The sequence below is a fragment of the Microbacterium sp. NPDC089321 genome, assembly GCF_040684935.1.
In the GTDB taxonomy this organism is placed as follows: Bacteria; Actinomycetota; Actinomycetes; order Actinomycetales; family Microbacteriaceae; genus Microbacterium.
The window spans coordinates 1,021,584-1,047,124 of record NZ_JBFBGX010000002.1 but is presented as its reverse complement, the minus strand read 5'-3'; the positions used below and the strand labels follow the sequence as shown (position 1 = coordinate 1,047,124).

Sequence of the window (25,541 nt, the reverse complement as noted above, 5' to 3'; positions counted from 1 at the left end):
CGTGAAGGAAAGGACTGCTCGATGAGCTTCGACAGGCCCAGCACTGCACCCGGCGACTCGTCGGGTGATGGCGTGCGCCCCGGCTCCGGACGCGATGCCGACTGGCAGGCCGACGCGGACAGCGTGCGGGAGACCGGCCTCACCGCACCGGCGGGCGATGATGAACCGCGACCGGACGGCGAGGACGAGCCGGATGACGGTGTGCTCTACGAAGACCAGGTCGAGCCCGAGTACGGCATCCTCGGCTTCACTCTGCGCGAGCTGATCATCATCGGTGCGTGGCTCGTCGGGTTCCTCGTCTCGTTCTTCCCGATCGGCCCGATCGGCGACACCGTCTGGACCAGCGGCATCCACTGGGTCCTCATGATGGGGGTGCCCACCGCTGCCGTGTTCCTCGTCGTTCTGCGCCGCCTCTCGCCCGAGGGGATCCGGCGCGTGGGCTCGCTCGGAATCGATCAGTTCGCGTCAGTAGCGGCGTCCGTCGGCGCCGTCGCGTGGGCGCAGGTGCTGTGGCAGCAGATCGCAGCGACGGTCGCCACCGGTGCCTTCCTGATCGGATGGGCCGCGATCGTCGGGCTGCTGGCGATGCTCGTGCTCGTCGCGGTGACCGTGTTCGGCCCCTTGCTGCCCCGTCTGCGCGAGGATTTCCACGGTCGCCTCGAGACCCTCGCGCACCGCAACGCCAACCCCGTCCGCCCGGTGATCGCGCGACCACGGCGCGAGCGCGAAGTCGCTCCGGCAGCGACAGGTGCGTCAAACGCACCTCGCCGCGAGGCAGACCACGATCCCACCACGCAGGACCCGATGGATCCCGCCGCCGATACGCGCGTGGAGACGGCGCTGACCGTGGTCATCCCCGACGAGCGCGCCGCCGCCGATCCTGCCCGCGCAGAGTCCAGCGCGAGCGCACGCCTGCCCGTCGAGGCCGACACTGCGGCGCCCGGGCACAGGGTGCCGGAGCAGCCCGCCACCGAACCCGAGGATGAGGTGCTCTACAACACCGCGGCGGTGGAAGCGCTCCGCGACATCTTCGCCGTCGACGAGACCACCAACCCGCGCCGCTCGGTCGAGCACAACACGGCGCCAGATGGCATCTCCGGTGCGGACGTCCCCGGAGTCGGGGGAGTGCTCTCCCCGGACTCCGGAGAGACGTCCACGCTCGACTCCGAGGCGCAGCCGATGCTCCGTCGCGGCCGCGACGAGCAGCCCTCGGAGCCCACCGAGACGAAGCCCATGGAGCAGGCGGTCGGCACCGACTCCTACGCTCCTTCGTCCAGCCGGCCGGAGCCGTTCTGGATCCTCGCGCCGACCGAGCGAGACGTACTCGACGAACGGGGCGAGCCGCTGTTCCGAATAGGTCCGACGGCTTGGGCGCTGGCGATCGAGGACCGCGGCGGAGCCTATGTCGTGCGACATGAAGACGGCCGTATCGGCTACCTCCACGACATCTCCGACATCACGAAAGGCTGAGGACGTGCGCACGATCGACCTCCGAGGGCAGTCGCTCTCTCCCGCTGACATGCTGGCTGCGGTCCCGCGAGCGGCTCAGGCTCGCGCCGAAGCGCTCGAGGCGGCCATGGCCATCGTCGAAGCCGTGCGCATCTCAGGCGAGACCGCGCTGAGAGATCAGGCGGAGCGCTTCGATCGGGTGAGCGGCCACGCCATCCGCGTTCCGGAAGAGCACGTGGCAGAAGCTGCGGCATCCGTCGACCCCGCCGTGCGCGCGGCCCTCGAGGCGGCCATCGACCGGGTCCGTCGCGGCTCAGCGGCTCAGGTCCCCGCCCCGCAGACCACCGAGATCGGCGCGGGCGCTCGCATCACTCAGCGGTGGCAGCCGGTCACCAGGGCGGGCGTGTACATCCCCGGTGGCAAGGCGCCGCTGGCGTCCAGCGTCGTGATGAACGTCGTTCCCGCTCAGGTCGCCGGCGTCACCTCCATCGCCCTCGCCTCCCCGCCGCAGGCGGCCCACGGCGGCAGGGTCCACCCGACGATCCTCGCCGCCGCCTCCCTTCTCGGCATAGACGAGATCTATGCGATCGGGGGCGCCGGAGCCATCGGCGCGCTGGCGCATGGCGTCTCCGACATCGGACTCGACCCCGTGGACGTCGTCTCCGGCCCAGGCAACAACTACGTGGCGTCAGCCAAGCGCGTCGTCGCCGGGGTCGTCGGAACCGACTCTGAAGCCGGTGCGACCGAGATCCTCATCGTCGCCGACGCCGACGCCGATCCCTCTCTGATCGCCGTAGACCTGATCAGTCAGGCCGAGCACGACGAACAGGCGTCGGCGGTGCTCGTGACCGATTCGGCCGCCCTGGCCGAGCAGGTGGCCGAGAAGGTCGCGGAGTTCGCCGCCACCACGATGCACGCCGCCCGGGTCGCGGAGGCCCTCGCCGGGCCGCAGTCCGCGATCGTGCTCGTCGACGACCGCGAGATGGCCGTGGCCTTCAGCAACGCCTACGCCCCGGAGCACCTCGAGCTGCACCTCGTCGATGCAGCGGAGGCCGCGGCGCACTTCACCAGCGCCGGAGCGGTGTTCGTCGGCGATCAGACTCCCGTCAGCCTCGGCGACTACATGGCGGGCAGCAACCATGTTCTTCCCACCGGGGGACAGGCGCGCTACGCCGCCGGACTCGGCGCGTACACGTTCCTCAGGCCGCAGCAGGTCATCGAGTACGATCACGCCGCCCTCGCCGAGGTGCGCTCAGGCGTCGTCGCTCTCGCGAACGCCGAGGTGCTGCCCGCGCACGGCGATGCGGTGGAGGCGCGCTTCCGGGACGCTCCCAGGTGAGCTGAGTCCGAGCGAGTAGGCTGACCGATCATGCACTGCCCCTTCTGCCGGCATCCGGACTCCCGCGTCATCGACTCGCGCACCAGCGACGACGGTCTGTCGATCCGTCGTCGGCGGCAGTGCCCCGAATGCGGCGGACGCTTCTCGACCACCGAGACGGCGAGCCTCATGGTCATCAAGCGCTCGGGGGTGATGGAGGCCTTCAGCCGCGACAAGGTCATCTCCGGAGTTCGCAAGGCCTGCCAAGGGCGTCCAGTGACAGAGGCGAACCTCGCTCTGCTCGCACAGAAGGTCGAAGAGGCGGTGCGGCAGACGGGCGCCTCACAGCTCGGCACCAACGAGATCGGTCTCGCGATCCTCGGACCGCTGCGGGAGCTCGACGAGGTCGCGTACCTGCGATTCGCCAGCGTCTACCAGGAGTTCGACTCGCTGGAGGACTTCGAACGGGCTATCGGGGATCTTCGCGCCGACCACGCGACGTCCGGGGCGGAATCGGACGACCGGTAATCTTGGGCAGTGATGTACTCACTGCTCTTTCGCCACGTCCTCACGCGCTTCGACCCGGAGTTCGCGCATCACGCCGCCATGGCGGTCATCCGCGTCCTCGGTGCGCCGCCCTTCTCGTGGGCGGCCCGTGCGCTGACGGCACCGCAGCCTGAGCAGCAGGTGCACGCTCTCGGCCTGGTCTTCCCCTCGCCGTTCGGCGTCGCCGCGGGCTTCGACAAGAACGCCATCGGTGTGCGCGGACTCGACGCGCTCGGCTTCGGTCACGTCGAGATCGGCACCGTCACGGCGATTCCGCAGGAGGGCAACCCGAAGCCGCGGCTGTTCCGTCTCGTCGCCGATCGGGCCGTCATAAACCGCATGGGCTTCAACAACGAGGGAGCAGATGCCGCCGCGCGCAGGCTGACGGCGCTTCGTCGCCGCGCCCCGCGGGCGGTGATCGGCGTGAACATCGGCAAGAGCCGTGTGGTCGCCGTGGAGGACGCGATCGGCGACTACGTCACTTCGGCCGCCCGGCTCGCGCCCCTCGCCGACTACCTCGCGGTCAACGTGTCGTCGCCGAACACTCCGGGTCTGCGCGGCCTGCAGGCCGTCGAGACGCTCGCGCCGCTGCTGCGCGCCGTCAAGCAGGCCGCGGGTGACACGCCGCTTCTGGTCAAGATCGCGCCCGACCTCCCTGACGAGGAGATCGACGCGATCGCGCGCATGGCTGTCGCCGAGGGGCTGGCAGGCATCATCGCGCACAACACGACGATCTCCCGAGAGGGTCTCGTCACCGAGCGCGCGATCGTCGAGGCCGCCGGAGCGGGCGGACTGTCGGGTGCACCGCTCAAGGAGCGCTCTCTCGAGGTGCTCGCCGTCGTCAAGGCGGCCGTGCCGGACGACTTCTGCGTGATCGCCGTCGGCGGAGTGGAGACCGCAGAAGACGTTCAGCGACGGCTGGATGCCGGGGCCACCCTCGTGCAGGGGTACACGGCGTTCCTGTATCGCGGCCCGCTGTGGGCCAGGCAGATCAACAGAGGCCTGCGCCGCTGAGCAGCACAGGCCTCTGAAGAGGATCTCGTCGGATCAGGCCGGGTACTGGCCGCGCTTGACCTGCGGCTTCGGCAGGCGCATGAAGCGCATCTGAAGCGAGCGCATCGCGGCGTACCAGCCGAGGCCGCGCTCTCGGCGCTCGAGGCCGAACTTCGCGGCGACCTTCTTCTTGACGCGGATGCTGAGAAGCACCATGTCGGCGACCGCGAGCAGCATGAAGCCCCACAGCCCGACCATCGCCCAGAGCTGCACCTCGCGGATGTCGATGAGGCTCAGCACGATCACCAGGAGCATCGCGGCCATCAGCCACTCGGAGATGTGCCAGCCGGCGTCGACGTAATCCCGCACCCAGCGTCGCTGCGGACCGCGGTCGCGGGCGGGGAGGTACTTGTCCTCGCCGTTCTCCATGCCGATGCGCGCCCGGTTCCGCCGCGCCTGCAGGTCGGCTTTGGCAGCGGCGCGCGCCTCCTTGGTGTTCGCGACCAGGGGGCGGCGATTCGCCGCCTCGCGCTCGGCGCGAGTCGGAGTGGCGCGACCCTTGCCCACGGCGGGCGTCTCAGGGGCGTCGTCGGCGGGGGTGATGGGGTTGGGCACGTTCGACCTCAGTTCGGAATCGGGTTCACCTTAAGATTACTCGCATGACATCCCCTGCATCCTCCGTCTCCTCCGCCGCAGAGGCCGCGCTGCTCGACGCCGTGGCCCTCGGCATCCCGTCCGCACTGGCCGACCTGGGCGCGCTGGTGCGCATCCCCGGCATCGCGTGGCCGGCGTTCGACCAGACGCAGCTGCAGCGCTCGGCCGATGCGGTCGCCGAGCTCGCGCGCGGTGTCGGGATCTTCGACGACGTGCGCGTGCTGCGCGCCAACGTCGACGACACCGAAGAGCTCGGCCAGCCCGCGGTGCTCGCCACGCGTGCGGCGAGGAACGGCCGCCCGACGATCCTGCTGTACGCGCACCACGACGTGCAGCCTCCCGGAGCCGACGAGCTGTGGGAGACCCCTCCGTTCGAGCCGACCGTGCGTGACGGACGACTGTACGGTCGCGGTGCCGCGGATGACAAGGCCGGCATCATGGCGCACATCGCGGCGCTGCGTGCGGTCGCCGAGGTGCTGGGCGACGATCTCGACCTCGGCGTCTCGATGTTCATCGAGGGGGAGGAGGAGTACGGCTCGCGCTCCTTCGCCCGCTTCCTGCGCGACAACGCCGACGCGCTGCGCGCCGACGCCATTGTCGTCGCGGACTCGGGCAACCTCGATTCGACGACACCCGGTCTCACCGTGTCTCTTCGGGGCAACGCCCGCTTCACCCTCACCGTCCGCACCCTGGAGCACGCGTCTCACTCGGGCATGTTCGGAGGAGCGGTTCCGGATGCCATGATGGCGGCGGTCACCCTGCTCGCGACGATGTGGGATGCCGACGGCGCTGTCGCCGTGGAGGGCATGACCAGCCGCGAGGCGCAGACCCCCGAGTACTCGGAGCAGGCGCTCCGAGAGGAGACGGGCCTGCTCGACGGCGTGAGTCCGGTGGGACGAGACGACATCTACGGTCGCATCTGGAACAAGCCGTCGATCACGATCACCGGTATGGACGTGACGAGCGTCGCCGCGGCATCCAACACCCTCCTGCCCGAGGTCAGCCTCGTCATCAGCGCGCGTGTCGCGCCCGGGCAGAGCGCCGCCGACGCATATGCGGCGCTCGAGAGCCACCTCCGCGCACACGCGCCGTTCGGCGCCGAGCTCACCTTCTCGGACGTCGACCTGGGCGACGGCTTCCTCGTCGACACCTCGGGCTGGGCTGTGGAGCTCACCCGTGGCGCGATGGGCGATGGGTACGGCGTCGACGCCGTGGACCTGGGCATCGGCGGATCGATCCCGTTCATCGCCGATCTCGTCCGCGAGTTCCCGGGCGCCCAGATCCTGGTGACGGGCGTCGAGGACCCGCACTCCCGGGCCCACAGCCCCAACGAGTCGCTGCATCTCGACACCTTCCGCAACGCGGTCCGCACCGAAGCGCTGCTGCTGGCGCGGATGAACGAGCGCACCGGCTCCTGAGCTCGCACCGCAGACGTCCGCCGGGGTGCCGAGCGCGGCCCGGCGGACGCCTGCGGCGGTAGAATCGAGCACGAGCAGCGAGACCGCGCTGCCCGTTGCAAGGAGTTGAGATGAGCGACACCACCCTGACCTCAGAGCCCACCGCCGCCCCCGCCCACGGCGTCTCGCTGACCGATGCCGCAGCTCTCAAGGTGAAGAGCCTGCTCGAGCAGGAGGGTCGCGACGACCTGCGCCTTCGCGTGGCCGTGCAGCCCGGCGGATGCTCTGGTTTGATCTACCAGCTGTACTTCGACGAGCGCTACCTCGAGGGCGACGAGACCGTCGACTTCGACGGCGTCGAGGTCATCATCGACAACATGAGCGTGCCGTACCTCGACGGTGCGTCGATCGACTTCAAGGACACCATCTCGGAGCAGGGGTTCACGATCGACAACCCCAACGCCGCAGGCAGCTGCGCCTGCGGCGACAGCTTCCACTGAGGCGCGCCAACCTGCGTGGTTGGCATGAATCGCGTGTGAGGTTGCCCTAGACTTGAGTCTGCTCCTGTCCGAGATCTGAAAGGTGCATCGTGCCCTCGAAACGCCGCCTTCGTTGGGCCGCGCTCCCGCTGGGAGCAGCGGCAGCTGTGGCCCTGGCGGGATGTACTCCCACCGAACTCAATGGATTCCTTCCGGGCTTCGTCGAAGACGGCACCCCCACGACCAACCAGACCGAGACGGTCTCTGGGCTGTGGGTCACGTCCTGGGTCGTCCTGCTCGCCGTGGGTGTCATCACCTGGGCGCTCATGGCCTGGGCGCTCGTCATGTACCGCCGCCGCGCGGGCCAGACCGGTCTTCCGGTCCAGCTGCGCTACAACATGCCCATCGAGATCCTCTACACGGTGATCCCGCTGATCCTCGTGCTGGGCATGTTCTTCTTCACGGCCCGCGACCAGACCGCGATCGAGACGCAGTGGGATGAGCCCGACGTCGAGATCACCGCGATCGCCAAGCAGTGGGCGTGGGACTTCCAGTACGGCGCCGAAGACGAAGAGGATGCCGTGTGGACCATGGGCGTCCAGGCAGACCCCGACGAGGCCGGCGACATCGACCGCGAGAAGCTTCCGACGCTGGTGCTTCCGGTCGGCAAGAAGGTCACGATCGACCTGCAGTCGCGCGACGTGATCCACTCCTTCTGGATCATCGACTTCCTTTACAAGAAGGACATGTACATCGGCAAGGACAACTCCTGGTCCTTCATCCCGGAGCGTGTCGGCGAGTACGACGGCAAGTGCGCCGAGCTCTGCGGCGAGTACCACTCGATGATGCTCTTCAACGTGAAGGTCGTCGAGCAGGACGAGTACGACGCGTACATCGAAGACCTGCGCGAGCAGGGCAACACGGGCGATATCACCGACGCCTACGACAGACTCAGCAACCTCCCCGGGAACGGTGCCAGCACCCACCCCGAGGAAGAGGAGTAAGCCATGACCACCACAGCTGAACCCACCACGGTGCCGGGCGCCCGTCCGACCACGCTGCCTCCTCGTCAGGCGGCTCTGCTCACCTCCTCCCGTGTGGAGGAGAAGGGCAACATCATCGTCAAGTGGATCACCTCCACCGACCACAAGACGATCGGGTACATGTATCTGATCGCCTCGGTGCTGTTCTTCCTGCTCGGCGGTGTGATGGCGCTGATCATCCGCGCAGAGCTCTTCGCACCCGGCATGCAGATCGTGCCGACGAAGGAGCAGTACAACCAGCTGTTCACGATGCACGGCACGATCATGCTGCTGATGTTCGCGACCCCTCTGTTCGCCGGCTTCGCCAACGCGATCCTGCCTCTTCAGCTCGGAGCTCCCGACGTCGCCTTCCCGCGTCTGAACGCGTTCGCCTTCTGGCTGTTCACGTTCGGCTCGGTCATGGCCGTCGCCGGCTTCCTCACCCCGCAGGGTGCGGCGTCGTTCGGATGGTTCGCGTACCAGCCGCTCGCCAACTCGTCGTTCTCGCCCGGTGTGGGCGGCAACCTCTGGATGCTGGGCCTCGGCCTCTCCGGCTTCGGCACGATCCTCGGTGCGGTGAACTTCATCACCACGATCATCACGATGCGCGCACCCGGCATGACCATGTGGCGCATGCCGATCTTCTCGTGGAACACGCTGATCACCAGCCTTCTGATCCTGATGGCGTTCCCGGTGCTCGCCGCGGCCATCCTGGCCGCCGCGGCCGACCGCGTGCTCGGATCGCACGTCTACGACGTGGCCAACGGCGGCGTGCTGCTGTGGCAGCACCTGTTCTGGTTCTTCGGTCACCCTGAGGTGTACATCATCGCGCTGCCGTTCTTCGGCATCGTCTCCGAGATCTTCCCGGTGTTCAGCCGCAAGCCGATCTTCGGTTACAAGACGCTGGTCTACGCGACCATCGCGATCGCCTCGCTCTCGGTCGCCGTGTGGGCTCACCACATGTACGTGACCGGTGGTGTCCTGCTGCCGTTCTTCGCTCTGATGACGATGCTCATCGCCGTCCCGACCGGCGTGAAGATCTTCAACTGGATCGGAACCATGTGGCGCGGCTCGATCACGTTCGAGACCCCGATGGTGTTCGCCCTCGGATTCCTCGTGTCGTTCGTGTTCGGTGGTCTGACCGGTGTGATCCTCGCGGCGCCGCCGCTGGACTTCCACCTCAGCGACTCGTACTTCGTCGTCGCCCACTTCCACTACGTCGTCTTCGGAACCGTCGTCTTCGCGATGTTCGCCGGCTTCTACTTCTGGTGGCCGAAGTGGACCGGGCGCATGCTCAACGAGCGCCTCGGCTACATCCACTTCTGGATGCTCTTCATCGGCTTCCACATGACGTTCCTCGTGCAGCACTGGCTGGGCGTCGACGGCATGCCGCGCCGTTACGCCGACTACTCCTCGTACGACAACTGGGAGTGGGGCAACCAGGTCTCCACGATCGGTGCCATCATCCTCGGCGCATCGATGCTGCCGTTCTTCCTGAACGTGTGGATCACGGCCCGCAAGGCTCCGAAGGTCACCGTCAACGACCCGTGGGGCTACGGTGCATCGCTCGAGTGGGCGACCTCGTGCCCGCCCCCGCGTCACAACTTCACGTCGATCCCGCGCATCCGCAGCGAGCGTCCGGCATTCGATCTGAACCACCCGGAGGCTGCTGAGCACCCGGTCGGTGTCGCAGCGGGAGAGGTCAAGTAAGTCATGCGCAGCAATGTCATCCTGTGGTGGATCCTGGTCGTGTTCTTCACGATCGCTGCCGCCATCTACACCGTCTGGAACCTGGTGGACCCCTTCCACGGCTACGTGGAGTGGGTGGGCACGGTGGCCCTGCTGTTCGTCGCGTTCATGAGCGCCATGATCGCCGTGTACCTGCACCGCACCTACAAGGCGCAGGGCGGCGAGCTGCCTGAGGACGTGCTGACCGCAGACATCGATGACGGAGACCCCGAGCTCGGTGAGTTCTCTCCGTGGTCGTGGTGGCCGCTGGTTCTCGCGGGTTCCGCGGCGGTGTTCCTGCTCGGTCTCGCGGTCGGTCACTTCCTGCTCCCCATCGGCTTCGCGATCTTCCTCGTGGCGATCGTCGGCTGGGTGTACGAGTACTACCGCGGCCACTTCGCGCGCTGACGCGTCCGTTTCGCGCGAAGGCCCCCTGGATCCATCCAGGGGGCCTTCGTCGTGGCACGGGGCATCAGGAGCGAGTGCGCACACGAGGCACGCCCGTGAGCGGGTCGATCGGACGACGATGAACACCGTCGTGATCCGTGATCGGATACCCTTCGCGCACCCAGTACTCGAATCCACCGATCATCTCGCGGACCGCGTATCCGAGCTTCGCGAACTCGAGCGCGCCTTTTGCGCCCGCATTGCAGCCGGGGCTCCAGCAGTACACGACGACCTCCGCGTCCTGCGGGATCTCCGCGGGGGCGCGCACCGCGATCTCGCTGTAATGCATGTGCACGGCGCCGGCGATGCGACCTTGGGCCCACGCCTCATCTGACCGGACATCGACGATCACGATCGGAGCTGCCGCCTTCTGCGCGGCGTACACGTCGCTCGGGTCGGTCTCGTACTGAAGCTTGGCGGAGAAGAACTCCTGTCGATCCGTCATGCTCACAGGGTACTGCGCGCCTCGCCGAGCTCATCCTCCCGTGACGCCGGAGATTCCACGGCTGCGGTCATCTGCAGACGACGCCCGTGCTGCGAAATACCCAGACTCTCCTCGACGTCGATCAGGCGGCGAAGGAACGCGGTGCGCCGCTCTGTCTCGACGAACCCGCAGCTGGTGTAGAAGGGCGCGTTCCAGGGCACGTCCGCGTATGTGCGAAGCGTCACCTCTCGATGCCCTCGGGCGCCGGCCTCGCGCAGCACCGCACTCACGAGCATGCGACCGAGTCGCGGCGACCGAGGCGGGGGAGCACCGAGAGCTGCTCGTGGTGCGCATGCCCGTCCTGTTCGAGAAGATGGGCGAAGCCCACGACATCGTGCGACGGCGACGCACAGACGAGTACAGTGCCAGGAGCTCTGAGTCGAAGGGCAGCGCTGTCCGGCGCGGGCCAGGCCTCGGCCTGGAACAGATCGATGAGCATCCGATCCGCGTCCGCTTCGATCGCGGTGATCCGCTCGGCATCGGTATCGCGCGCCGTCCGCACGACGAAGGACGAAGACACGCCCTCCAGCCTAGCTATGCAGGAAGACGAACGAGGGCCCGTCCGAAAACGGACGGGCCCTCGTTCATGGGGGAGTGCGGCTTACTCGCCGTCCTCTGACTTCTTGCGCTTGCGCGGCTTGGCCGGCTCCTTGGCGATCACCGAGCTCGGGGTGTTCGGCGTCTCGCCGACGTGAAGGTCAGCCGGAGCGATCTGGTCGTCGGAGGTGACGCCGGCGCGCTCATGAGCACCCGCGATCTCAGCTGCCTCGATCTCCTCGTCGTGCGCCAGCGTGTGGTGCTGGTGCGCGTCCGCGGCGACGATCTCGGCCTGAGTGAGCGGCTGGAGGCGGTCCTCGTAGAACCAGCGCGAGATCGAGCTGCGCAGGTTCTCATGCCACGGGATACGGCCCTTCGCATTCGGGCGAACGACAAGCGGCTCGTAGGTGGTGTAGTCGATGAGCTTCCAGCGGTCGTACACGTCGACCGGCTGGTGCACCTCGATGAACTCGCCACCAGGCAGGCGGACGATGCGGCCCGACTCGTATCCGTGCAGCACGATCTCGCGGTCCTTCTTCTGCAGCGCGATGCAGATGCGCTTCGTGACGAAGTATCCGAGAACCGGGCCGACGAACAGCAGTGCCTGGAGCGCGTGGATCACGCCCTCCATCGTCAGCATGAAGTGGGTGGCCATCAGGTCGGACGAGGCGGCAGCCCACAGCACGGCGTAGAAGATCATGCCGGCGACGCCGATCGCGGTGCGGGTCGGAGCGTTGCGCGGACGGTCTGCGAGGTGGTGCTCGCGCTTGTCGCCGGTGATCCATGCCTCGATGAACGGGTACAGCGCCACGACGACGATGAACAGTCCGAGCACGAGCACGGGGATCACGATGCCCAGCGACAGCGTGAAGTTGCCGAGCGGAACATCGAGGTGCGGGGGAGCGAGACGCAGAGCACCGTCCGCGAAGCCGATGTACCAGTCAGGCTGCGTGCCGGCCGAGATCGGGGACGGGTCGTAGGGGCCGTAGTCCCAGAACGGAAGGATCTGGAAGAACGAGGCGATCAGCACGATCACGCCGAAGACGATGAAGAAGAAGCCGCCCATCTTCGACATGTAGACCGGCATCATCGGGTAGCCGACCACGTTGTCGTTCGTGCGGCCGGGGCCGGCGAACTGGGTGTGCTTGTTCACGATCATGAGCATGAGGTGCAGCACGATCATGCCGATGACCAGCAGCGGAAGCAGCAGGATGTGCATCGTGTAGAGGCGTCCGACGATGTCGTCGCCGGGGAACTCGCCGCCGAAGATGAGGAACGAGGTCCACGTTCCGATCAGCGGGAGGCCCTTGATCATGCCGTCGATGATGCGCAGACCGTTGCCCGAGAGCAGGTCGTCGGGAAGCGAGTAGCCGGTGAAGCCCTCGGCCAGAGCCAGGATGAACAGCACGAAGCCGATCACCCAGTTGAGCTCGCGAGGCTTGCGGAACGCGCCCGTGAAGAACACGCGAAGCATGTGGATGCCGATGCCCGCGATGAACACGAGAGCGGCCCAGTGGTGGATCTGGCGCACCAGGAGGCCACCGCGGATGTCCCACGAGATGCGGAGTGCGGACTCGAAGGCGGCGGTCATCTCGACGCCGCGCAGCGGAGCGTATGCACCCGTGTAGTGGGTGGGCGCCATCGACGCCTGGAAGAAGAACGTCAGGAACGTGCCCGAGAGGAACACGGCCACGAACGCCCACAGTGCGATCTCACCCAGCATGAACGACCAGTGGTCGGGGAAGATCTTGCGACCGAGCTCCTTGACGAAGCCCGACATGCTGGTGCGCTCGTCGAGGTAGTTCGCCGTCGCGCCGATGAAGCGTCCGCCCAGGGGCTTCTGCTTGTTGTCCTCTTTAAGAGTTGCGGTGCTCAATGACGCTCCCAGAAGCTCGGGCCGACGGGTTCGGTGAAGTCGCGCTGCGCGATGAGGTAGCCCTCATCGTCGACGGCGATGGGCAGCTGCGGCAGCGGGCGGGCAGCCGGGCCGAAGATGACCTTGGCGTGGTCCGTGACGTCGAACTGCGACTGGTGGCACGGGCACAGCAGGTGGTGGGTCTGCTGCTCGTACAGGGCGACGGGGCAGCCGACGTGGGTGCAGACCTTGGAGTACGCGACGATGCCGTCGTACGACCAGTCCTTGCGGTCCTCGGCCTCGATGAGCTGCTCGGGACGCAGACGCATGAGAAGCACGATGGCCTTGGCCTTCTCTTCCATGTAGCCGTCGTGGTGACCGAGCTCGGCGAGCGGCTCGGGGATCACGTGGAACGCGGAGCCGAGGGTGACGTCAGCCGCGCGGATGGGCGTGCCCTCCGGGTCGCGGGCCAGGCGCATGCCCTTCTCCCACATGGTGTGCTTCAGCAGCGCCACCGGGTCGCCGGCGATGGGGTTGCCGTGCGAGTTGTTGTGCGGTGCGAGACCGCGGAACAGCGTCACGCCGGGGAGGATCGATGCGATGACCGCGGCGATCAGCGAGTTGCGGATCACGGTGCGGCGACCGAAGCCGGAGTCGTCGTTCGCGTCCGAGAACGCCTTGACCGCCGCCTCGCGGGTGAGGTCCTTGCCGCGGGTGGGGTGCCGGTGCTCGATGTACTCCTTGTCGGACATCAGCGCCTTCGACCAGTGGATCGCGCCGATGCCGAGCGCCAGCAGCGCGAAGGCGATGCCGATGCCGATGTACATGTTGTTGTGGCGGATGTCGATCGCCAGGCCGCTCTCGATCGGGAACAGCATGTATGCGGCGACCGCCCAGATGCTGCCAGCGAGCGACAGGTAGAACAGGGTGTAGACCGTGCGGACCGCAGCCTTCTCGGCGCGCGGGTCCTTGTCGGTCATCCGCTCACGGTGTGGCGGCAGTCCCGGGTTCTCCGCAGGATCGCTGACTGCGACGCCCAGCCCCCGTGAGGGCTGGTAGGCCCTCTCAAGAGCCTGCGTGTCGTCGTCGTGTGCCATGGTGCTCCTCGTACGTAACTCTTCGATGAAAGTGCGTCAGTTGGACTTCGCCGTGATCCACACGGTGAGGGCGACGAGCGCGCCGATTCCGAAGATCCAGATGAACAGGCCCTCGGACACGGGGCCGAGCGAGCCGAGCGTGAAGCCGCCGATCTGCACGGCCTCCTGCTGGTAGACGAGCGCGGCGATGATGTCGCGCTTGTCTTCGGTGCTCAGGTTCATGTCGCCGAAGACCGGCATGTTCTGCGGGCCGGTGACCATGGCCGCGTAGATGTGCAGGGGGCTGGTCGAGGTCAGCGCGGGGGCGTACTTGCCCTCGGTCAGAGCACCACCGGCGGCGGCGACGTTGTGGCACATGGCGCAGTTGATGCGGAACAGCTCCGCACCGTGCGCGATGTCGACCTCGTCCTGCGCGTTGTCGGGGTTCTCTTCGCCGGCGGTGACCCAGTCCTGCGGGTAGTTCGGCCCGGGCGCGACGCTCTGCACGTACGCGGCCATCGCGCGGATCTGCGCGTCGGTGAACTGCGGCTTCTTCTGCGGGGCCTGCGGGCCCTGCATCTGCAGCGGCATGCGGCCCGTGGCCAGCTGGAACTCGACGGAGAGCTCACCGACGCCGACGAGGCTCGGGCCCTCGGTGGTGCCCTGCATGTCGAGGCCGTGGCAGGTCGCGCAGTTCGCCGTGAACAGCTTCTCGCCGTCCTCCACGGTCAGCTCTGCCGTCGCGCTGGTCTGCGCATCGGTGGTGGATGCCATCGCAGCCGATGCTCCGGCGTACACGCCGCCGGTGAGCAGCAGGCCGGCGCCGATCAGGGCGGCAGCGGCGAGTGGACTGCGGCGACCGCGTGAGCGGTGCTTCTTCTCTCGTGCCATTTCGGGAAATCGCTCCGCTCTTATTTCAGGAAGTAGATGACGGCGAACAGGGCGACCCAGACGACGTCGACGAAGTGCCAGTAGTACGACACGACGATCGAGGAGGTCGCCTCCTTGTGGCCGAAGTTCTTGACGGCGTAGGCGCGGCCGATGACCAGCACGAAGGCGATGAGGCCGCCGGTGACGTGCAGCGCGTGGAAGCCGGTCGTGAGGTAGAACGCGGAAGCGTACGAGTCGGCCTGGATCGGCATGCCCTCGGCCACGAGCTGGGCGTACTCCCAGACCTGACCGCTGACGAAGATCGCGCCGAGGATGAAGGTGAGCCAGAACCACTCGACCATGCCCCACCCGAACAGGCGGCGGCGGCCGAAGGCGTTCACCCGGCCCTTGTCGATGCGGTACGGCTGCAGGTCTTCAGCGGCGAACACACCCATCTGGCAGGTGAACGACGACGCGACCAGGATCGCGGTGTTCACGGCTGCGAACACGACGTTCAGCAGCTCGGTGCGGTCGGCCCACAGCTCGGGGGAGGTGCTGCGCAGCGTGAAGTAGATCGCGAAGAGTCCCGCGAAGAACATGACTTCGCTGCCGAGCCACACGATGGTGCCGACAGCGACCGGATTGGGGCGCTTGATGGTTCTTGCCGCCGGGGCATACGTCGCTGAGGTGGTCACCTGACCATTATGGCCGATTCCGTGCGGGGATTCTCGCACCGACGTGGCCTGTCTCGCTGTCCTGCGACTAAGGAGAACCTAAGAAGTACCTGCGAATGTGCCTTCATCCCGCGGAGAACCCCTGTTCAGAGGATGTGCGCACATCGTCATCTCGAATCGGCATCATCCCGCCGCGATTAGGATCGCAGTCATGGCTGACACCCTGACCTGGCCCGATCTCCTCTCGACATTGCTGAACCGCCGTGATCTGAGCGTGTGGGAGTCGACCTGGGCCATGCGCCAGGTCATGCGGGGCAAGGTGTCTGATGCCCAGCTCGCCGGCTTCCTCATCGCGTTGCGCGCGAAAGGCGAGACCGTCGACGAGATCGTCGGATTCCGTGACGCCATCCTCGAGGCGGCTGTGCCCCTGCCGGTGTCCTCCGACGTGCTGGACATCGTCGGCACGGGCGGCGACCGGATCGGCACGGTCAACATCTCCACGACCGCCGCGATCATCATCGGGGCATCGGGGATCCCCGTCGTCAAGCACGGCAATCGGGCGGCCAGCTCTTCGTCCGGCTCGTCCGATGTGCTCGCGGCGCTCGGACTGGACATCTCTCTCGACCCCGAGCGGGTCGCTGCCGCTCTCGAGCGCACCGGCATCACCTTCGCGTGGGCGGCGGCCTTCCACCCCGGGTTCAAGCACGCCGGAGCCGCCCGATCCGAACTCGCGGTGCCGACCGTCTTCAACATGCTCGGCCCGCTCTGCAATCCGGCAAGGGCCGAGGCGAACGCCGTCGGCGTCGCGCAGCTGGATCGGGTTCCGCTGATCACCGGGGTGTTCCGCACCCGGGGCGCCACGGCGCTGGTCTTCCGCGGTGACGACGGACTCGATGAGCTGACCACCACGGGCCACAGCAGGATCTGGGAGGTGACGCGGGGAGACATCCACGAGCACGACCTCGACCCTCGCGACCTCGGCATCCCGTTGGCCGATCTCGACGACCTCGTCGGCGGTTCGCCCGAGCACAACGCCACGGTGCTGCGCCGCACCCTCGCCGGCGAGAGGGGCGCCGTGCGCGACATCGTGCTGCTGAATGCGGCGGCGGGCATCGTCGCATACGAGCTGTCGCACGATTCGACCCTCACGCAGGTGCCGATCGTGGAGCGTCTGCGTGCCGCGTACGAGCGCGCTTCGGCCGTCATCGATGACGGGCGCGCCACGGCGAAGCTGGATCAGTGGGTGCAGGTCACACGGGAGCCGCTGCCCGCCTGAGCGGAGCGGATCAGTCATGGACGCCGCCGAGGCCCTGCTCGAGATCGCCGCTCTGCTCGAGCGCGAGCGTGCGTCGCGGTACCGGGCCAAGGCGTTCCGACAGGCCGCGGCGGTCGTGGCGTCCCTGCCGCCCGAGATCCTCGACGATGCCACTCTGCTGAAGGCGCAGAAGGGCATCGGCGACTCGACGTTCGCCGTGATCAGGCAGGCGCAGCAGGGACAGGTGCCGGACTACCTGATCGAGCTGCGCGGCGAGGTCGAGCCCGAGCGGCGTTCCGCGCTGCGGGCGCGGCTGAAGGGCGATCTTCACAGCCATACGGACTGGTCAGACGGCACGACCCCGATCGAGGCCATGGTGGCCGCCGCGCGCGCACTCGGCCACGAGTACGTGGCCATCACCGACCATTCGCCGCGATTGAAGGTCGCGCGCGGCCTGTCGGTCGAGCGGCTGCGAGAGCAGATCCCGCTGGTTCGCGCCCAGTCGGGCGCCGGGCTGACGGTGCTGGCCGGCATCGAGGTCGACATCCTCGAGGACGGAGCGCTCGATCAGACCGACGAGATGCTCGACGCACTCGACATCGTGGTCGCGTCGGTGCACTCGAAGCTGCGCATGGACTCCGCTCCGATGACGCGTCGGATGCTCGCCGCCGTCGCAGATCCCAGGGTGAACGTGCTCGGGCACTGCACGGGTCGGCTCGTCGAAGGATCACGCGGCACGCGGCCGCGCTCCGAGTTCGATGCGAGGGCGGTCTTCGCCGCGTGCGCCGAGAACGGCGTCGCCGTCGAGATCAACTCGCGGCCCGAGCGGCAGGACCCGCCGGACGATCTGATCGCGATCGCCCTCCAGGAGGGATGCCTGTTCTCGATCGACTCCGATGCCCACGCTCCGGGCCAGCTCTCGCTGATCGATCACGGGGCGGAGCGCGCCGAGGCGGCTGGTGTGCCGGCTGAGCGCATCGTCACGACCTGGGGCCTGGAACGGCTGCGCGCCTGGGCGCGCGGCTGAGCATCGGCTGCGACTCAGTCCCCGGATGCCAGGGCGCTGAGCGCACGGCTCATCGACGTGCCCAGGTTCCACTGCTCGGCCAGGGCCTCTGCGGCCTCCCGATCGGCCGCGGACAGGTCGCCCAGCGCAGTCCCGGGGGCGGCGATGTCGAGGTCGGTCGCGACCTCGACGACGGTCGGCGCCACGTCGAGGTAGTCGGAGGCCTCCGCGAAGCGGGCGGACGCAGTCGCCGAGAGCAGTCCCTCGGCTGCCGCGGCACGGATGCCGGCGAGGTCTGCGTGTGCGCGGAGCAGGGTGGCGGCGGTCTTCTCGCCGATGCCCTTGACCCCGGGGAGGCCGTCGGATGCGTCGCCGCGCATGGTCGCGAAGTCGGCGTACTGCGAGGGGAGCACGCCGTATTTGGCGACCACGGTCTCGTCGGTGATGATCTCGAGGTTGCTCATTCCGCGGGCGGTGTAGATCACGCGCACGTCGCGGCTGTCGTCGACGAGCTGGAACAGGTCGCGGTCCCCGGTGACGATGTCCACGGGAAGGGCGGCATGCGTCGCCAGGGTGCCGATGACGTCGTCGGCCTCATGCTCGGCCACGCCGATGATCGGGATGCCGAGCACGCCGAGTGCCTCGCGGATCAGCGGGATCTGCTGCTGCAGGGCATCCGGAACCTCCTCGACATCGGGAGACGCGGCGACCTCCTCGACGACGCGATGCGCCTTGTAGCTCGGGATGAGATCGACGCGCCACTGCGGACGCCAGTCGTCGTCCCAGCACGCGATCATCTGGGACGGCTGGTACAGCGTCACGAGCTTGGCGATGATGTCGAGCAGTCCGCGGGTCGCATTCACCGACGATCCGTCCGGTGCCTTCACCTTGTCGGGCACCCCGAAGAACGCCCGGAAGTACAGGCTGGCGGTGTCGAGCAGCATCAGTCGTTCGGTCACGGCTCCAGCATAGGAGGAGAGGGGAGCGCAGCTCGGGTGGATCTGATAATCTGAAGTGTCACTCGTGGCGGGCCTGTGCCTGCCCTCGTGGCATCGCACTCACAATCCAACCGCTTCGAGGACTGATCCCGGCGTGCGCGCCGGCCGTCGAAGCCCGATCATCCATTCACAAGGACAACCCACTACATGACTAGCGCAACGACCGCCCCGGCCACCAAGCAGGTCGCGATCAACGACATCGGCTCTGCTGAGGACTTCCTGGCCGCGGTCGAGAAGACCCTGAAGTTCTTCAACGACGGCGACATCATCGAGGGCACGATCGTCAAGATCGACCGCGATGAGGTTCTGCTCGACGTGGGCTACAAGACCGAGGGTGTCATCCCCTCGCGCGAGCTCTCCATCAAGCACGACGTCGACCCCAACGAGGTCGTCGCCGTCGGCGACCAGGTCGAGGCCCTCGTTCTCCAGAAGGAGGACAAGGAAGGCCGTCTGATCCTCTCCAAGAAGCGTGCGCAGTACGAGCGCGCCTGGGGCGATGTCGAGAAGATCAAGGAGAACGACGGCGTCGTCACCGGCACCGTCATCGAGGTCGTCAAGGGCGGCCTCATCGTCGACATCGGACTGCGCGGCTTCCTGCCCGCGTCGCTCATCGAGCTGCGCCGCGTCCGCGACCTCACGCCGTACCTCGGTCAGGAGCTCGAGGCCAAGATCCTCGAACTCGACAAGAACCGCAACAACGTGGTGCTCAGCCGCCGCGCCCTGCTCGAGCAGACGCAGTCGGAGTCGCGCACCACGTTCCTGAACAACCTGCACAAGGGTCAGGTCCGCAAGGGTGTCGTCTCGTCGATCGTCAACTTCGGTGCGTTCGTCGACCTGGGCGGCGTGGACGGCCTCGTGCACGTCTCCGAGCTCTCGTGGAAGCACATCGAGCACGCCTCCGAGGTCGTCGAGGTGGGCCAGGAGGTCACCGTCGAGATCCTCGAGGTCGACCTCGACCGCGAGCGCGTCTCGCTGTCGCTGAAGGCGACCCAGGAGGACCCGTGGCAGGTCTTCGCTCGCACCCACGCGATCGGTCAGATCGCACCGGGCAAGGTCACCAAGCTCGTCCCCTTCGGTGCGTTCGTGCGCGTCGCAGACGGCATCGAGGGCCTCGTGCACATCTCCGAGCTCTCGAGCAAGCACGTCGAGCTGGCTGAGCAGGTCGTGTCGGTCGGCGAAGAGGTCTTCGTCAAGGTCATCGACATCGACCTGGAGCGCCGCCGCATCTCGCTGTCGCTGAAGCAGGCCAACGAGTCGGTTGACCCCAACGGCACCGAGTTCGACCCGGCTCTGTACGGCATGCTCGCCGAGTACGACGAGAACGGCGAGTACAAGTACCCGGAGGGCTTCGACGCCGAGACCGGTGCATGGAAGGAAGGCTTCGACGCCCAGCGCGAGGCCTGGGAGCAGGAGTACGCCGCTGCTCAGACCCGCTGGGAGGCTCACAAGGCTCAGGTCGTCAAGGCCGCCGAGGCCGAGGCCGCAGCGGGCGACGACTTCGGTGCGCAGACGTTCTCGAGCGACTCGACCGGTGCCGGCACCCTGGCCGACGACGAGGCTCTCGCCGCGCTGCGCGAGAAGCTCTCGGGCGGCAACAGCTGATCACTGATCACGTCAGGAACGGGCTGTCACCTTCGGGTGGCGGCCCGTTCCGCGTATCCGGCACGACGAGCGGTGCCAGGATGGGGAGATGCCACTCATCGCACTCACCGGCGGCATCGCCTCGGGAAAGTCGACCGTAGCCGCCCGTCTCGCCGAGCACGGTGCGACCGTCATCGACGCTGACGCGATCGTGCGCGAGGTGCAGCAGCCCGGCGGTCCCGTGCTGGAGGCGATCGTCGCGGAGTTCGGCCGTGATGTGCTCACCGCCGACGGTGCGCTGGATCGCGCCGCCCTCGGTGCGCGCGTCTTCGGAGATGAGGCAGCCCTGCAGCGGCTGAACGCGATCGTGCATCCGGCCGTGCGGGCGGAGTCGCACAGGAGGTTCGCGGCAGCGCTCTCGACCGACCCCGCCTCGGTCGTCGTGTACGACGTGCCCCTGCTGGTGGAAGCGAGGGTCGACGACCCCTGGGATCTCATCGTGGTCGCCGACGCCCCCGCTGACGAACGTGTGCGTCGGATGGTCCACCTGCGGGGGATGGACGAGGACGACGCGAGTCGCCGGATCGGCGCTCAGGTGTCGGACGAGGAGCGTCGCGCGATCGCGGATGTCGTGATCGACACGTCCGGAAGCATGGACGACACGCTCGCGCAGGTCGACGCCCTCTGGGCCTCACTGGTGCAGCCAGCATGATCGGACGGTACCTGGCGGCCTACGACAGCCAGCTGCGCGGCCGGCCTGAGGCTGCGCACGCAGTCGATGCTGTCGAGTTCGGACCGCTGCTGCTGGCCGAGTTCGACGGCGGAAGGGGCTTCATCAGCGGCCGTGACCTCGATTCGACCGACCTCGGCGGCCTCGTCGACGCCGCACTGGAGCATTTCGCGTCACGCCCCGGCATCCGATCGGTCGAGTGGAAGACCCGGGCGCACGATCGTGCGACGGGGTTGACCGACGCGCTGATGGCGCGCGGTTTCGAACCTGAGGACGCCGAGTCGATCATGGTCGGCGAGGCCGCCCTGCTCGTGCAGGATGTGCCGCTTCCCGACGGAGTCGAGCTGCGTCGTGCGACGACTGACGATGAGGTGCTCGCGATGGAGCGCATGCAGGGCCGTGTCTTCGGCGATTCCGAGTGGCGCTCGCGCGCCGACGCGACGATGCGACGGCTGCGCGTCGACGACTCCCTGCAGCTGTGGGCGGCCGTCGCCGGGGGAGAGGTCATCAGCGCGGGACGTCTGGAACCGGTCGAGAACACGGAGTTCGCGGGGCTGTGGGGCGGTGCGACGCTGCCGGAGTGGCGGGGGCGCGGCATCTACCGCGCGCTGACGGCTGAACGCGCACGCGCGGCTCTGACCCTGGGCAAGCGCTACCTGCAGTCGGACTCGACCGAGTTCTCGCGACCCATCCTTGAGCGGGCGGGGCTGGTGAGGGTGTCGACCACCACGCCTTACGTCTGGACGCCTCCGCCCGGCTGACGCGTGGTCCGCTCGCGTCGCCGGCGCGAAGCCCGACGGACGATCAGCACGGCGGCCACGATCAGGCCGATCAGCAGAAGCAGTGCGAGCACCGGGACGACGATGGCGGCGGCGGCGAGTGCGAAGGACGCACCGTCTTCGACGGTGCTGAGGACGGGAGCGGCGAGGCCCGCCGTCGCGGTGTTCGCGGCCAGGCGTCCGGTCGCCTTCACGACGTGGACGATCAGTGCGATCGCGATTCCCGCGACGATCGGCGCCCAGGTGCTCTCGGAGAAGAAGGCGGAGGGGTCGTCGACGGCCACGGTCTGCGCGCTGGCGCCGGCCCCGAAGGCGATGCCGCCCGATGCCGGACGCAGGATGCTCTGCACGATGTCGTTGATCGAGTCGAGCGCCGGGATCTTGTCTGCGACGATCTCGAGCACCAGCAGAGCGCCGACGATCCAGAGCGCGATGTCGCTCGACAGCCACGACCAGCCGCCGGGGAGATCGACCGCCGGAAGCAGTCGGTCGGACAGGCCGAGCAGGAAGAGGGGCATCCAGGCGTTCAGCCCGGCGCTGGCGGCGAGGCTGCTGCCGATGATGAACTCGATCACGGTCACACTCTAGGCCCGGCCGGATGGGACGCGCCGAGCCCGCCCTCGATGCGCTGCGCTGAGCGAGCGCGGCGAGACCAAGTGCGGTGCGCTGAGCGAGCGCAGCGAGACGAAGCGCGGTGCGCTGAGCGAGCGCAGCGAGACGAAGTGTCGGAGGGTGCTCGTAGGCTGGTGGGATGCAACCCACGCGCAGCGTTCGCCCCTTCGAGGTCGTCAGCGAGTACATGCCGGCCGGCGACCAGCCGCAGGCCATCGCGCAACTCGCGGCGCGCATCAACGCCGGCGAGACGGATGTCGTGCTGCTCGGCGCGACCGGCACGGGAAAGTCCGCGACGACCGCATGGCTCATCGAGCAGGTTCAGCGCCCGACCCTGGTCATGGCGCACAACAAGACGCTGGCCGCCCAGCTCGCCAACGAGTTCCGCGAGCTCATGCCGAACAATGCGATCGAGTACTTCGTGTCGTACTACGACTACTACCAGCCCGAGGCATACGTGCCCCAGACCGACACCTTCATCGAGAAGGACTCCTCGGTCAACGCCGAGGTGGAGCGTCTGAGGCATTCGACGACGAACTCGCTGCTCAGCCGCCGAGATGTCGTCGTGGTCTCGACCGTGTCGTGCATCTACGGCCTCGGCGCCCCCGAGGAGTACCTGCGTGCCATGGTCGCGCTGCAGGTGGGGGAGCGCTACGACCGCGACGCTCTCATCCGCCAGTTCATCGCCATGCAGTACAACCGCAACGACGTCGACTTCTCGCGCGGCAACTTCCGTGTGCGAGGCGACACGATCGAGATCATCCCGGTGTACGAAGAGCACGCGATCCGCATCGAGCTGTTCGGCGACGAGATCGAGGCTCTGTATTCTCTGCACCCGCTCACCGGCGAGGTCATCGCCAAGCTCGACTCCGTGCCGATCTTCCCTGCATCGCACTATGTTGCGGGCACCGACGTGGTGCAGCGCGCCATCGGCACCATCGAGCACGAGCTCGAGCAGCGGCTGGCCGAGCTCGAGCGCCAGGGCAAGCTGCTCGAGGCGCAGCGGCTGCGCATGCGCACGACGTTCGACATCGAGATGCTGCAGCAGCTCGGTTTCTGCTCGGGCATCGAGAACTACTCGCGCCATATGGACGGACGTGCCCCCGGCGAGCCGCCGCACACGCTGCTCGACTTCTTCCCCGACGACTTCCTGCTGGTGATCGACGAGTCGCACGTCACCGTGCCGCAGATCGGCGCGATGTACGAGGGCGACGCCTCGCGCAAGCGCACGCTCGTCGAGCACGGCTTCCGCCTGCCCAGCGCGATGGACAACCGTCCGCTGCGCTGGGACGAGTTCAAGAACCGCATCGGCCAGACGGTCTACCTCTCGGCCACCCCTGGCAAGTACGAGATGGGCATCGCCGATGGCGTGGTCGAGCAGATCATCCGCCCGACCGGGCTCGTCGACCCCGAGATCATCGTGAAGCCGTCCAAGGGCCAGATCGACGATCTGCTGGAGGAGATCCGCCTGCGGGTCGAGCGAGACGAGCGCGTGCTGGTCACGACGCTCACGAAGAAGATGGCAGAGGAGCTGACGGACTTCCTGGGCGAGCACGGCGTGCGGGTGCGCTATCTGCACTCAGACGTCGACACTCTCCGTCGCGTCGAGCTTCTCAGTGAGCTGCGGGCGGGCGTCTACGACGTGCTCGTCGGCATCAACCTGCTTCGCGAGGGGCTCGACCTTCCAGAAGTGTCGCTGGTGGCGATCCTCGACGCCGACAAGGAGGGTTTCCTGCGCTCGGGGACGTCGCTGATCCAGACCATCGGTCGCGCCGCGCGAAACGTCTCTGGCCAGGTGCACATGTACGCCGACAACATGACGGATTCGATGGCGAAAGCCATCGAGGAGACCGACAGACGTCGCGAGAAGCAGATCGCCTACAACAAAGAGAACGGCATCGACCCGCAGCCCCTGCGCAAGCGGATTGCAGACATCACCGAGGTGCTCGCCCGCGAGGCGGCCGACACTGCTGACATGCGGTCGGCGCGGAACAAGAGCGGGAAGGGCAAGTCGCCCACGCCGAACCTGCGACGCACGGGCATCGCGGCGGAGGGTGCTGCGCAGCTCGAGGACACGATCGCCGACCTCTCCGATCAGATGCTGGCGGCCGCCAGCGAGCTGAAATTCGAGCTGGCCGCCCGTCTGCGTGATGAGGTGCAGGACCTGAAGAAGGAGCTGCGGGCGATGGAGCGCGCGGGGCACGCCTGAGCGTCGCTCATCCGCGGGTGCGGTTCTGCCTGCGTCAGGGGCAGTGCATCAGCGGCTTCGGCCCGCTTCGGTCGATCGTGTGCTGATTCATCGGCGCACCGCACAGCGGGCAGGCGCGCTCAGCGCGCTCCTCGGCGCTGGGCGGAAGCGTGGGCTCGTACGGCCCGACCGAGGCGGGGCCGGCGAAACGGATCAGGTTCGAATTGAACCAGGCGTACAGTCCGCCGGCCTCGCGGATGCGCGTGCGGAGCGGGACGTGGTCGGAATCCTTTGCCATATCTTTAGTGTACTAAACATCTGCGCACGAATAGAGTGGGATCATGACAAGCGATGACGATCTGCTGCGGCTCGAGAACCAGCTCTGCTTCGCGATGGTCACCGCAGCCCGCAACGTCGTCGCCGTGTACCGGCCCATCCTCGAGCCGCTCGGGCTGACGCACCCGCAGTACCTCGTCATGCTCGCTCTGTGGGAGCGCGCGCCCCGTTCCCTCACCGATCTCGCGGCCGAGCTGGCTCTCGAGCCTGCCAGCGCCTCACCGCTCGTGAAGCGGCTCGAGAAGGACGGACTCGTCGAACGGGCGCGCAGCGCGGCCGACGAGCGACGCCTCGACATCACGCTCACCGAGGAGGGTCGGGCTCTGCGTGAGAGGGCGATCGACGTGCCACGAGCCGTGATGGCCGCGGTCGGCACGGGAATCGACGAGGTCGCGTCGCTGCGCGACGCGCTCAAGCCGTTCGCCGGGCGCACCGCCGCCGTCGGCTGAAGGCCTCCGCCGGCCTGTGCCGACGTTCTCCGCATCGGCCCTGCGTTCGCCCTCGGCTGATGCGGAGCCCGGTGTCGG

27 protein-coding genes are annotated in these 25,541 nt (G+C 67.7%); 16 read left to right on the top strand and 11 right to left on the bottom strand.

The genetic code is table 11. From position 1 onward, the window contains the following. Nucleotides 1-21: 21 nt before the first annotated feature. The 4 genes from AB0N59_RS13075 to AB0N59_RS13060 are packed head-to-tail and all read left to right on the top strand — an operon-like array spanning nt 22 to nt 4,327. Nucleotides 22-1,470, top strand: a complete 1,449-nt coding sequence (locus AB0N59_RS13075) for a hypothetical protein (RefSeq protein WP_363483887.1) — start codon at nt 22-24, stop codon at nt 1,468-1,470. A 4-nt stretch (nt 1,471-1,474) separates the two neighbouring features. Further along, nucleotides 1,475-2,788, top strand: a complete 1,314-nt coding sequence (gene hisD / locus AB0N59_RS13070; RefSeq protein WP_363483884.1) for a histidinol dehydrogenase — start codon at nt 1,475-1,477, stop codon at nt 2,786-2,788. Nucleotides 2,789-2,818: 30 nt separating this feature from the next. After that, on the top strand, nt 2,819-3,295 hold the full coding sequence (gene nrdR, locus AB0N59_RS13065; RefSeq protein WP_363483881.1) for a transcriptional regulator NrdR: 477 nt from the start codon (nt 2,819-2,821) through the stop codon (nt 3,293-3,295). Between the two features lie 12 nt (nt 3,296-3,307). Continuing rightward, nucleotides 3,308-4,327 (top strand): quinone-dependent dihydroorotate dehydrogenase, encoded by a 1,020-nt coding sequence (locus AB0N59_RS13060; RefSeq protein WP_363484251.1) that lies wholly within the window; start codon nt 3,308-3,310, stop codon nt 4,325-4,327. 33 nt (nt 4,328-4,360) lie between these two features. On the opposite strand, the gene AB0N59_RS13055 is transcribed toward AB0N59_RS13060, so the two are convergent. Beyond that, nucleotides 4,361-4,921: a DUF3043 domain-containing protein gene (locus tag AB0N59_RS13055; RefSeq protein WP_363483878.1), complete on the bottom strand. Its 561-nt coding sequence runs from the start codon at nt 4,919-4,921 to the stop codon at nt 4,361-4,363. Nucleotides 4,922-4,965: 44 nt separating this feature from the next. Here AB0N59_RS13055 and AB0N59_RS13050 point away from each other — a divergent pair, with 44 nt between their 5' ends. From AB0N59_RS13050 to AB0N59_RS13030, 5 genes are all read left to right on the top strand, one after another. Further along, the gene (locus AB0N59_RS13050) at nt 4,966-6,378 is read left to right on the top strand and encodes a dipeptidase (RefSeq protein WP_363483875.1); all 1,413 of its coding nucleotides are present in this window, start codon (nt 4,966-4,968) and stop codon (nt 6,376-6,378) included. Nucleotides 6,379-6,488: 110 nt separating this feature from the next. After that, complete coding sequence (gene erpA / locus AB0N59_RS13045; protein WP_071643050.1) at nt 6,489-6,857, top strand: iron-sulfur cluster insertion protein ErpA; 369 nt, start codon at nt 6,489-6,491, stop codon at nt 6,855-6,857. An 89-nt stretch (nt 6,858-6,946) separates the two neighbouring features. After that, complete coding sequence (gene coxB, locus AB0N59_RS13040; RefSeq protein WP_363483872.1) at nt 6,947-7,840, top strand: cytochrome c oxidase subunit II; 894 nt, start codon at nt 6,947-6,949, stop codon at nt 7,838-7,840. 3 nt (nt 7,841-7,843) lie between these two features. Further along, nucleotides 7,844-9,568: a cytochrome c oxidase subunit I gene (gene ctaD, locus AB0N59_RS13035; RefSeq protein WP_363483869.1), complete on the top strand. Its 1,725-nt coding sequence runs from the start codon at nt 7,844-7,846 to the stop codon at nt 9,566-9,568. Between the two features lie 3 nt (nt 9,569-9,571). Continuing rightward, nucleotides 9,572-9,994 carry a cytochrome c oxidase subunit 4 gene (locus AB0N59_RS13030; protein WP_204973941.1) on the top strand — a complete coding sequence of 141 codons (423 nt, stop codon included), beginning with the start codon at nt 9,572-9,574 and terminating at the stop codon, nt 9,992-9,994. A 64-nt stretch (nt 9,995-10,058) separates the two neighbouring features. On the opposite strand, the gene AB0N59_RS13025 is transcribed toward AB0N59_RS13030, so the two are convergent. From AB0N59_RS13025 to AB0N59_RS12995, 7 genes are all read right to left on the bottom strand, one after another. Further along, nucleotides 10,059-10,478: a rhodanese-like domain-containing protein gene (locus AB0N59_RS13025; RefSeq protein WP_363483865.1), complete on the bottom strand. Its 420-nt coding sequence runs from the start codon at nt 10,476-10,478 to the stop codon at nt 10,059-10,061. A 2-nt stretch (nt 10,479-10,480) separates the two neighbouring features. Continuing rightward, nucleotides 10,481-10,702 carry a hypothetical protein gene (locus AB0N59_RS13020; protein ID WP_363483862.1) on the bottom strand — a complete coding sequence of 74 codons (222 nt, stop codon included), beginning with the start codon at nt 10,700-10,702 and terminating at the stop codon, nt 10,481-10,483. 41 nt (nt 10,703-10,743) lie between these two features. Beyond that, nucleotides 10,744-11,037 carry a hypothetical protein gene (locus AB0N59_RS13015; protein ID WP_363483859.1) on the bottom strand — a complete coding sequence of 98 codons (294 nt, stop codon included), beginning with the start codon at nt 11,035-11,037 and terminating at the stop codon, nt 10,744-10,746. Nucleotides 11,038-11,118: 81 nt separating this feature from the next. Then, a complete protein-coding gene (locus AB0N59_RS13010; RefSeq protein ID WP_363483856.1) occupies nt 11,119-12,930 on the bottom strand; it encodes a ubiquinol-cytochrome c reductase cytochrome b subunit in 1,812 nt (603 codons plus the stop codon). Beyond that, nucleotides 12,927-14,006 (bottom strand): Rieske 2Fe-2S domain-containing protein, encoded by a 1,080-nt coding sequence (locus AB0N59_RS13005; RefSeq protein ID WP_204973935.1) that lies wholly within the window; start codon nt 14,004-14,006, stop codon nt 12,927-12,929. The genes AB0N59_RS13010 and AB0N59_RS13005 overlap by 4 nt, the downstream gene beginning before the upstream one ends. Before the next feature lie 36 nt (nt 14,007-14,042). Continuing rightward, nucleotides 14,043-14,876 (bottom strand): cytochrome c, encoded by an 834-nt coding sequence (locus AB0N59_RS13000; protein ID WP_363483851.1) that lies wholly within the window; start codon nt 14,874-14,876, stop codon nt 14,043-14,045. 20 nt (nt 14,877-14,896) lie between these two features. Then, nucleotides 14,897-15,454, bottom strand: coding sequence for a heme-copper oxidase subunit III (locus tag AB0N59_RS12995; protein ID WP_239528311.1), 558 nt, complete (start codon nt 15,452-15,454; stop codon nt 14,897-14,899). A gap of 286 nt (nt 15,455-15,740) precedes the next feature. On the opposite strand from AB0N59_RS12995, the gene trpD reads away from it, so the two are divergent. Both trpD and AB0N59_RS12985 read left to right on the top strand, forming a co-directional pair. Continuing rightward, the gene (trpD, locus tag AB0N59_RS12990) at nt 15,741-16,805 is read left to right on the top strand and encodes an anthranilate phosphoribosyltransferase (RefSeq protein WP_363483848.1); all 1,065 of its coding nucleotides are present in this window, start codon (nt 15,741-15,743) and stop codon (nt 16,803-16,805) included. Nucleotides 16,806-16,821: 16 nt separating this feature from the next. Next, on the top strand, nt 16,822-17,811 hold the full coding sequence (locus AB0N59_RS12985) for a PHP domain-containing protein (RefSeq protein WP_363483845.1): 990 nt from the start codon (nt 16,822-16,824) through the stop codon (nt 17,809-17,811). Nucleotides 17,812-17,825: 14 nt separating this feature from the next. Here the strand turns inward: AB0N59_RS12985 and AB0N59_RS12980 are convergent, their stop codons facing one another. Next, entirely contained in the window at nt 17,826-18,749 is a 924-nt protein-coding gene (locus AB0N59_RS12980) for a 5'-3' exonuclease (RefSeq protein ID WP_363483842.1), read from the bottom strand. 186 nt (nt 18,750-18,935) lie between these two features. On the opposite strand from AB0N59_RS12980, the gene rpsA reads away from it, so the two are divergent. The 3 genes from rpsA to AB0N59_RS12965 all read left to right on the top strand — a co-directional run bounded on the left by rpsA (nt 18,936) and on the right by AB0N59_RS12965 (nt 21,860). Continuing rightward, the gene (rpsA, locus tag AB0N59_RS12975) at nt 18,936-20,390 is read left to right on the top strand and encodes a 30S ribosomal protein S1 (protein ID WP_204973926.1); all 1,455 of its coding nucleotides are present in this window, start codon (nt 18,936-18,938) and stop codon (nt 20,388-20,390) included. Between the two features lie 88 nt (nt 20,391-20,478). Then, nucleotides 20,479-21,081, top strand: coding sequence for a dephospho-CoA kinase (gene coaE, locus AB0N59_RS12970; protein ID WP_363483837.1), 603 nt, complete (start codon nt 20,479-20,481; stop codon nt 21,079-21,081). Beyond that, nucleotides 21,078-21,860, top strand: a complete 783-nt coding sequence (locus AB0N59_RS12965; protein WP_363483834.1) for a GNAT family N-acetyltransferase — start codon at nt 21,078-21,080, stop codon at nt 21,858-21,860. The genes coaE and AB0N59_RS12965 overlap by 4 nt, the downstream gene beginning before the upstream one ends. Here AB0N59_RS12965 and AB0N59_RS12960 read toward each other — a convergent pair. Continuing rightward, nucleotides 21,833-22,453, bottom strand: coding sequence for a DUF4126 domain-containing protein (locus tag AB0N59_RS12960; RefSeq protein ID WP_363483831.1), 621 nt, complete (start codon nt 22,451-22,453; stop codon nt 21,833-21,835). The genes AB0N59_RS12965 and AB0N59_RS12960 overlap by 28 nt on opposite strands. Nucleotides 22,454-22,629: 176 nt before the next feature. On the opposite strand from AB0N59_RS12960, the gene uvrB reads away from it, so the two are divergent. Beyond that, nucleotides 22,630-24,699 carry an excinuclease ABC subunit UvrB gene (gene uvrB, locus AB0N59_RS12955; RefSeq protein ID WP_363483828.1) on the top strand — a complete coding sequence of 690 codons (2,070 nt, stop codon included), beginning with the start codon at nt 22,630-22,632 and terminating at the stop codon, nt 24,697-24,699. Between the two features lie 34 nt (nt 24,700-24,733). Here the strand turns inward: uvrB and AB0N59_RS12950 are convergent, their stop codons facing one another. After that, on the bottom strand, nt 24,734-24,976 hold the full coding sequence (locus AB0N59_RS12950) for a hypothetical protein (protein ID WP_363483825.1): 243 nt from the start codon (nt 24,974-24,976) through the stop codon (nt 24,734-24,736). A 43-nt stretch (nt 24,977-25,019) separates the two neighbouring features. Here AB0N59_RS12950 and AB0N59_RS12945 point away from each other — a divergent pair, with 43 nt between their 5' ends. Next, the gene (locus AB0N59_RS12945) at nt 25,020-25,463 is read left to right on the top strand and encodes a MarR family transcriptional regulator (protein ID WP_363483822.1); all 444 of its coding nucleotides are present in this window, start codon (nt 25,020-25,022) and stop codon (nt 25,461-25,463) included. Nucleotides 25,464-25,541 lie beyond the last annotated feature (78 nt).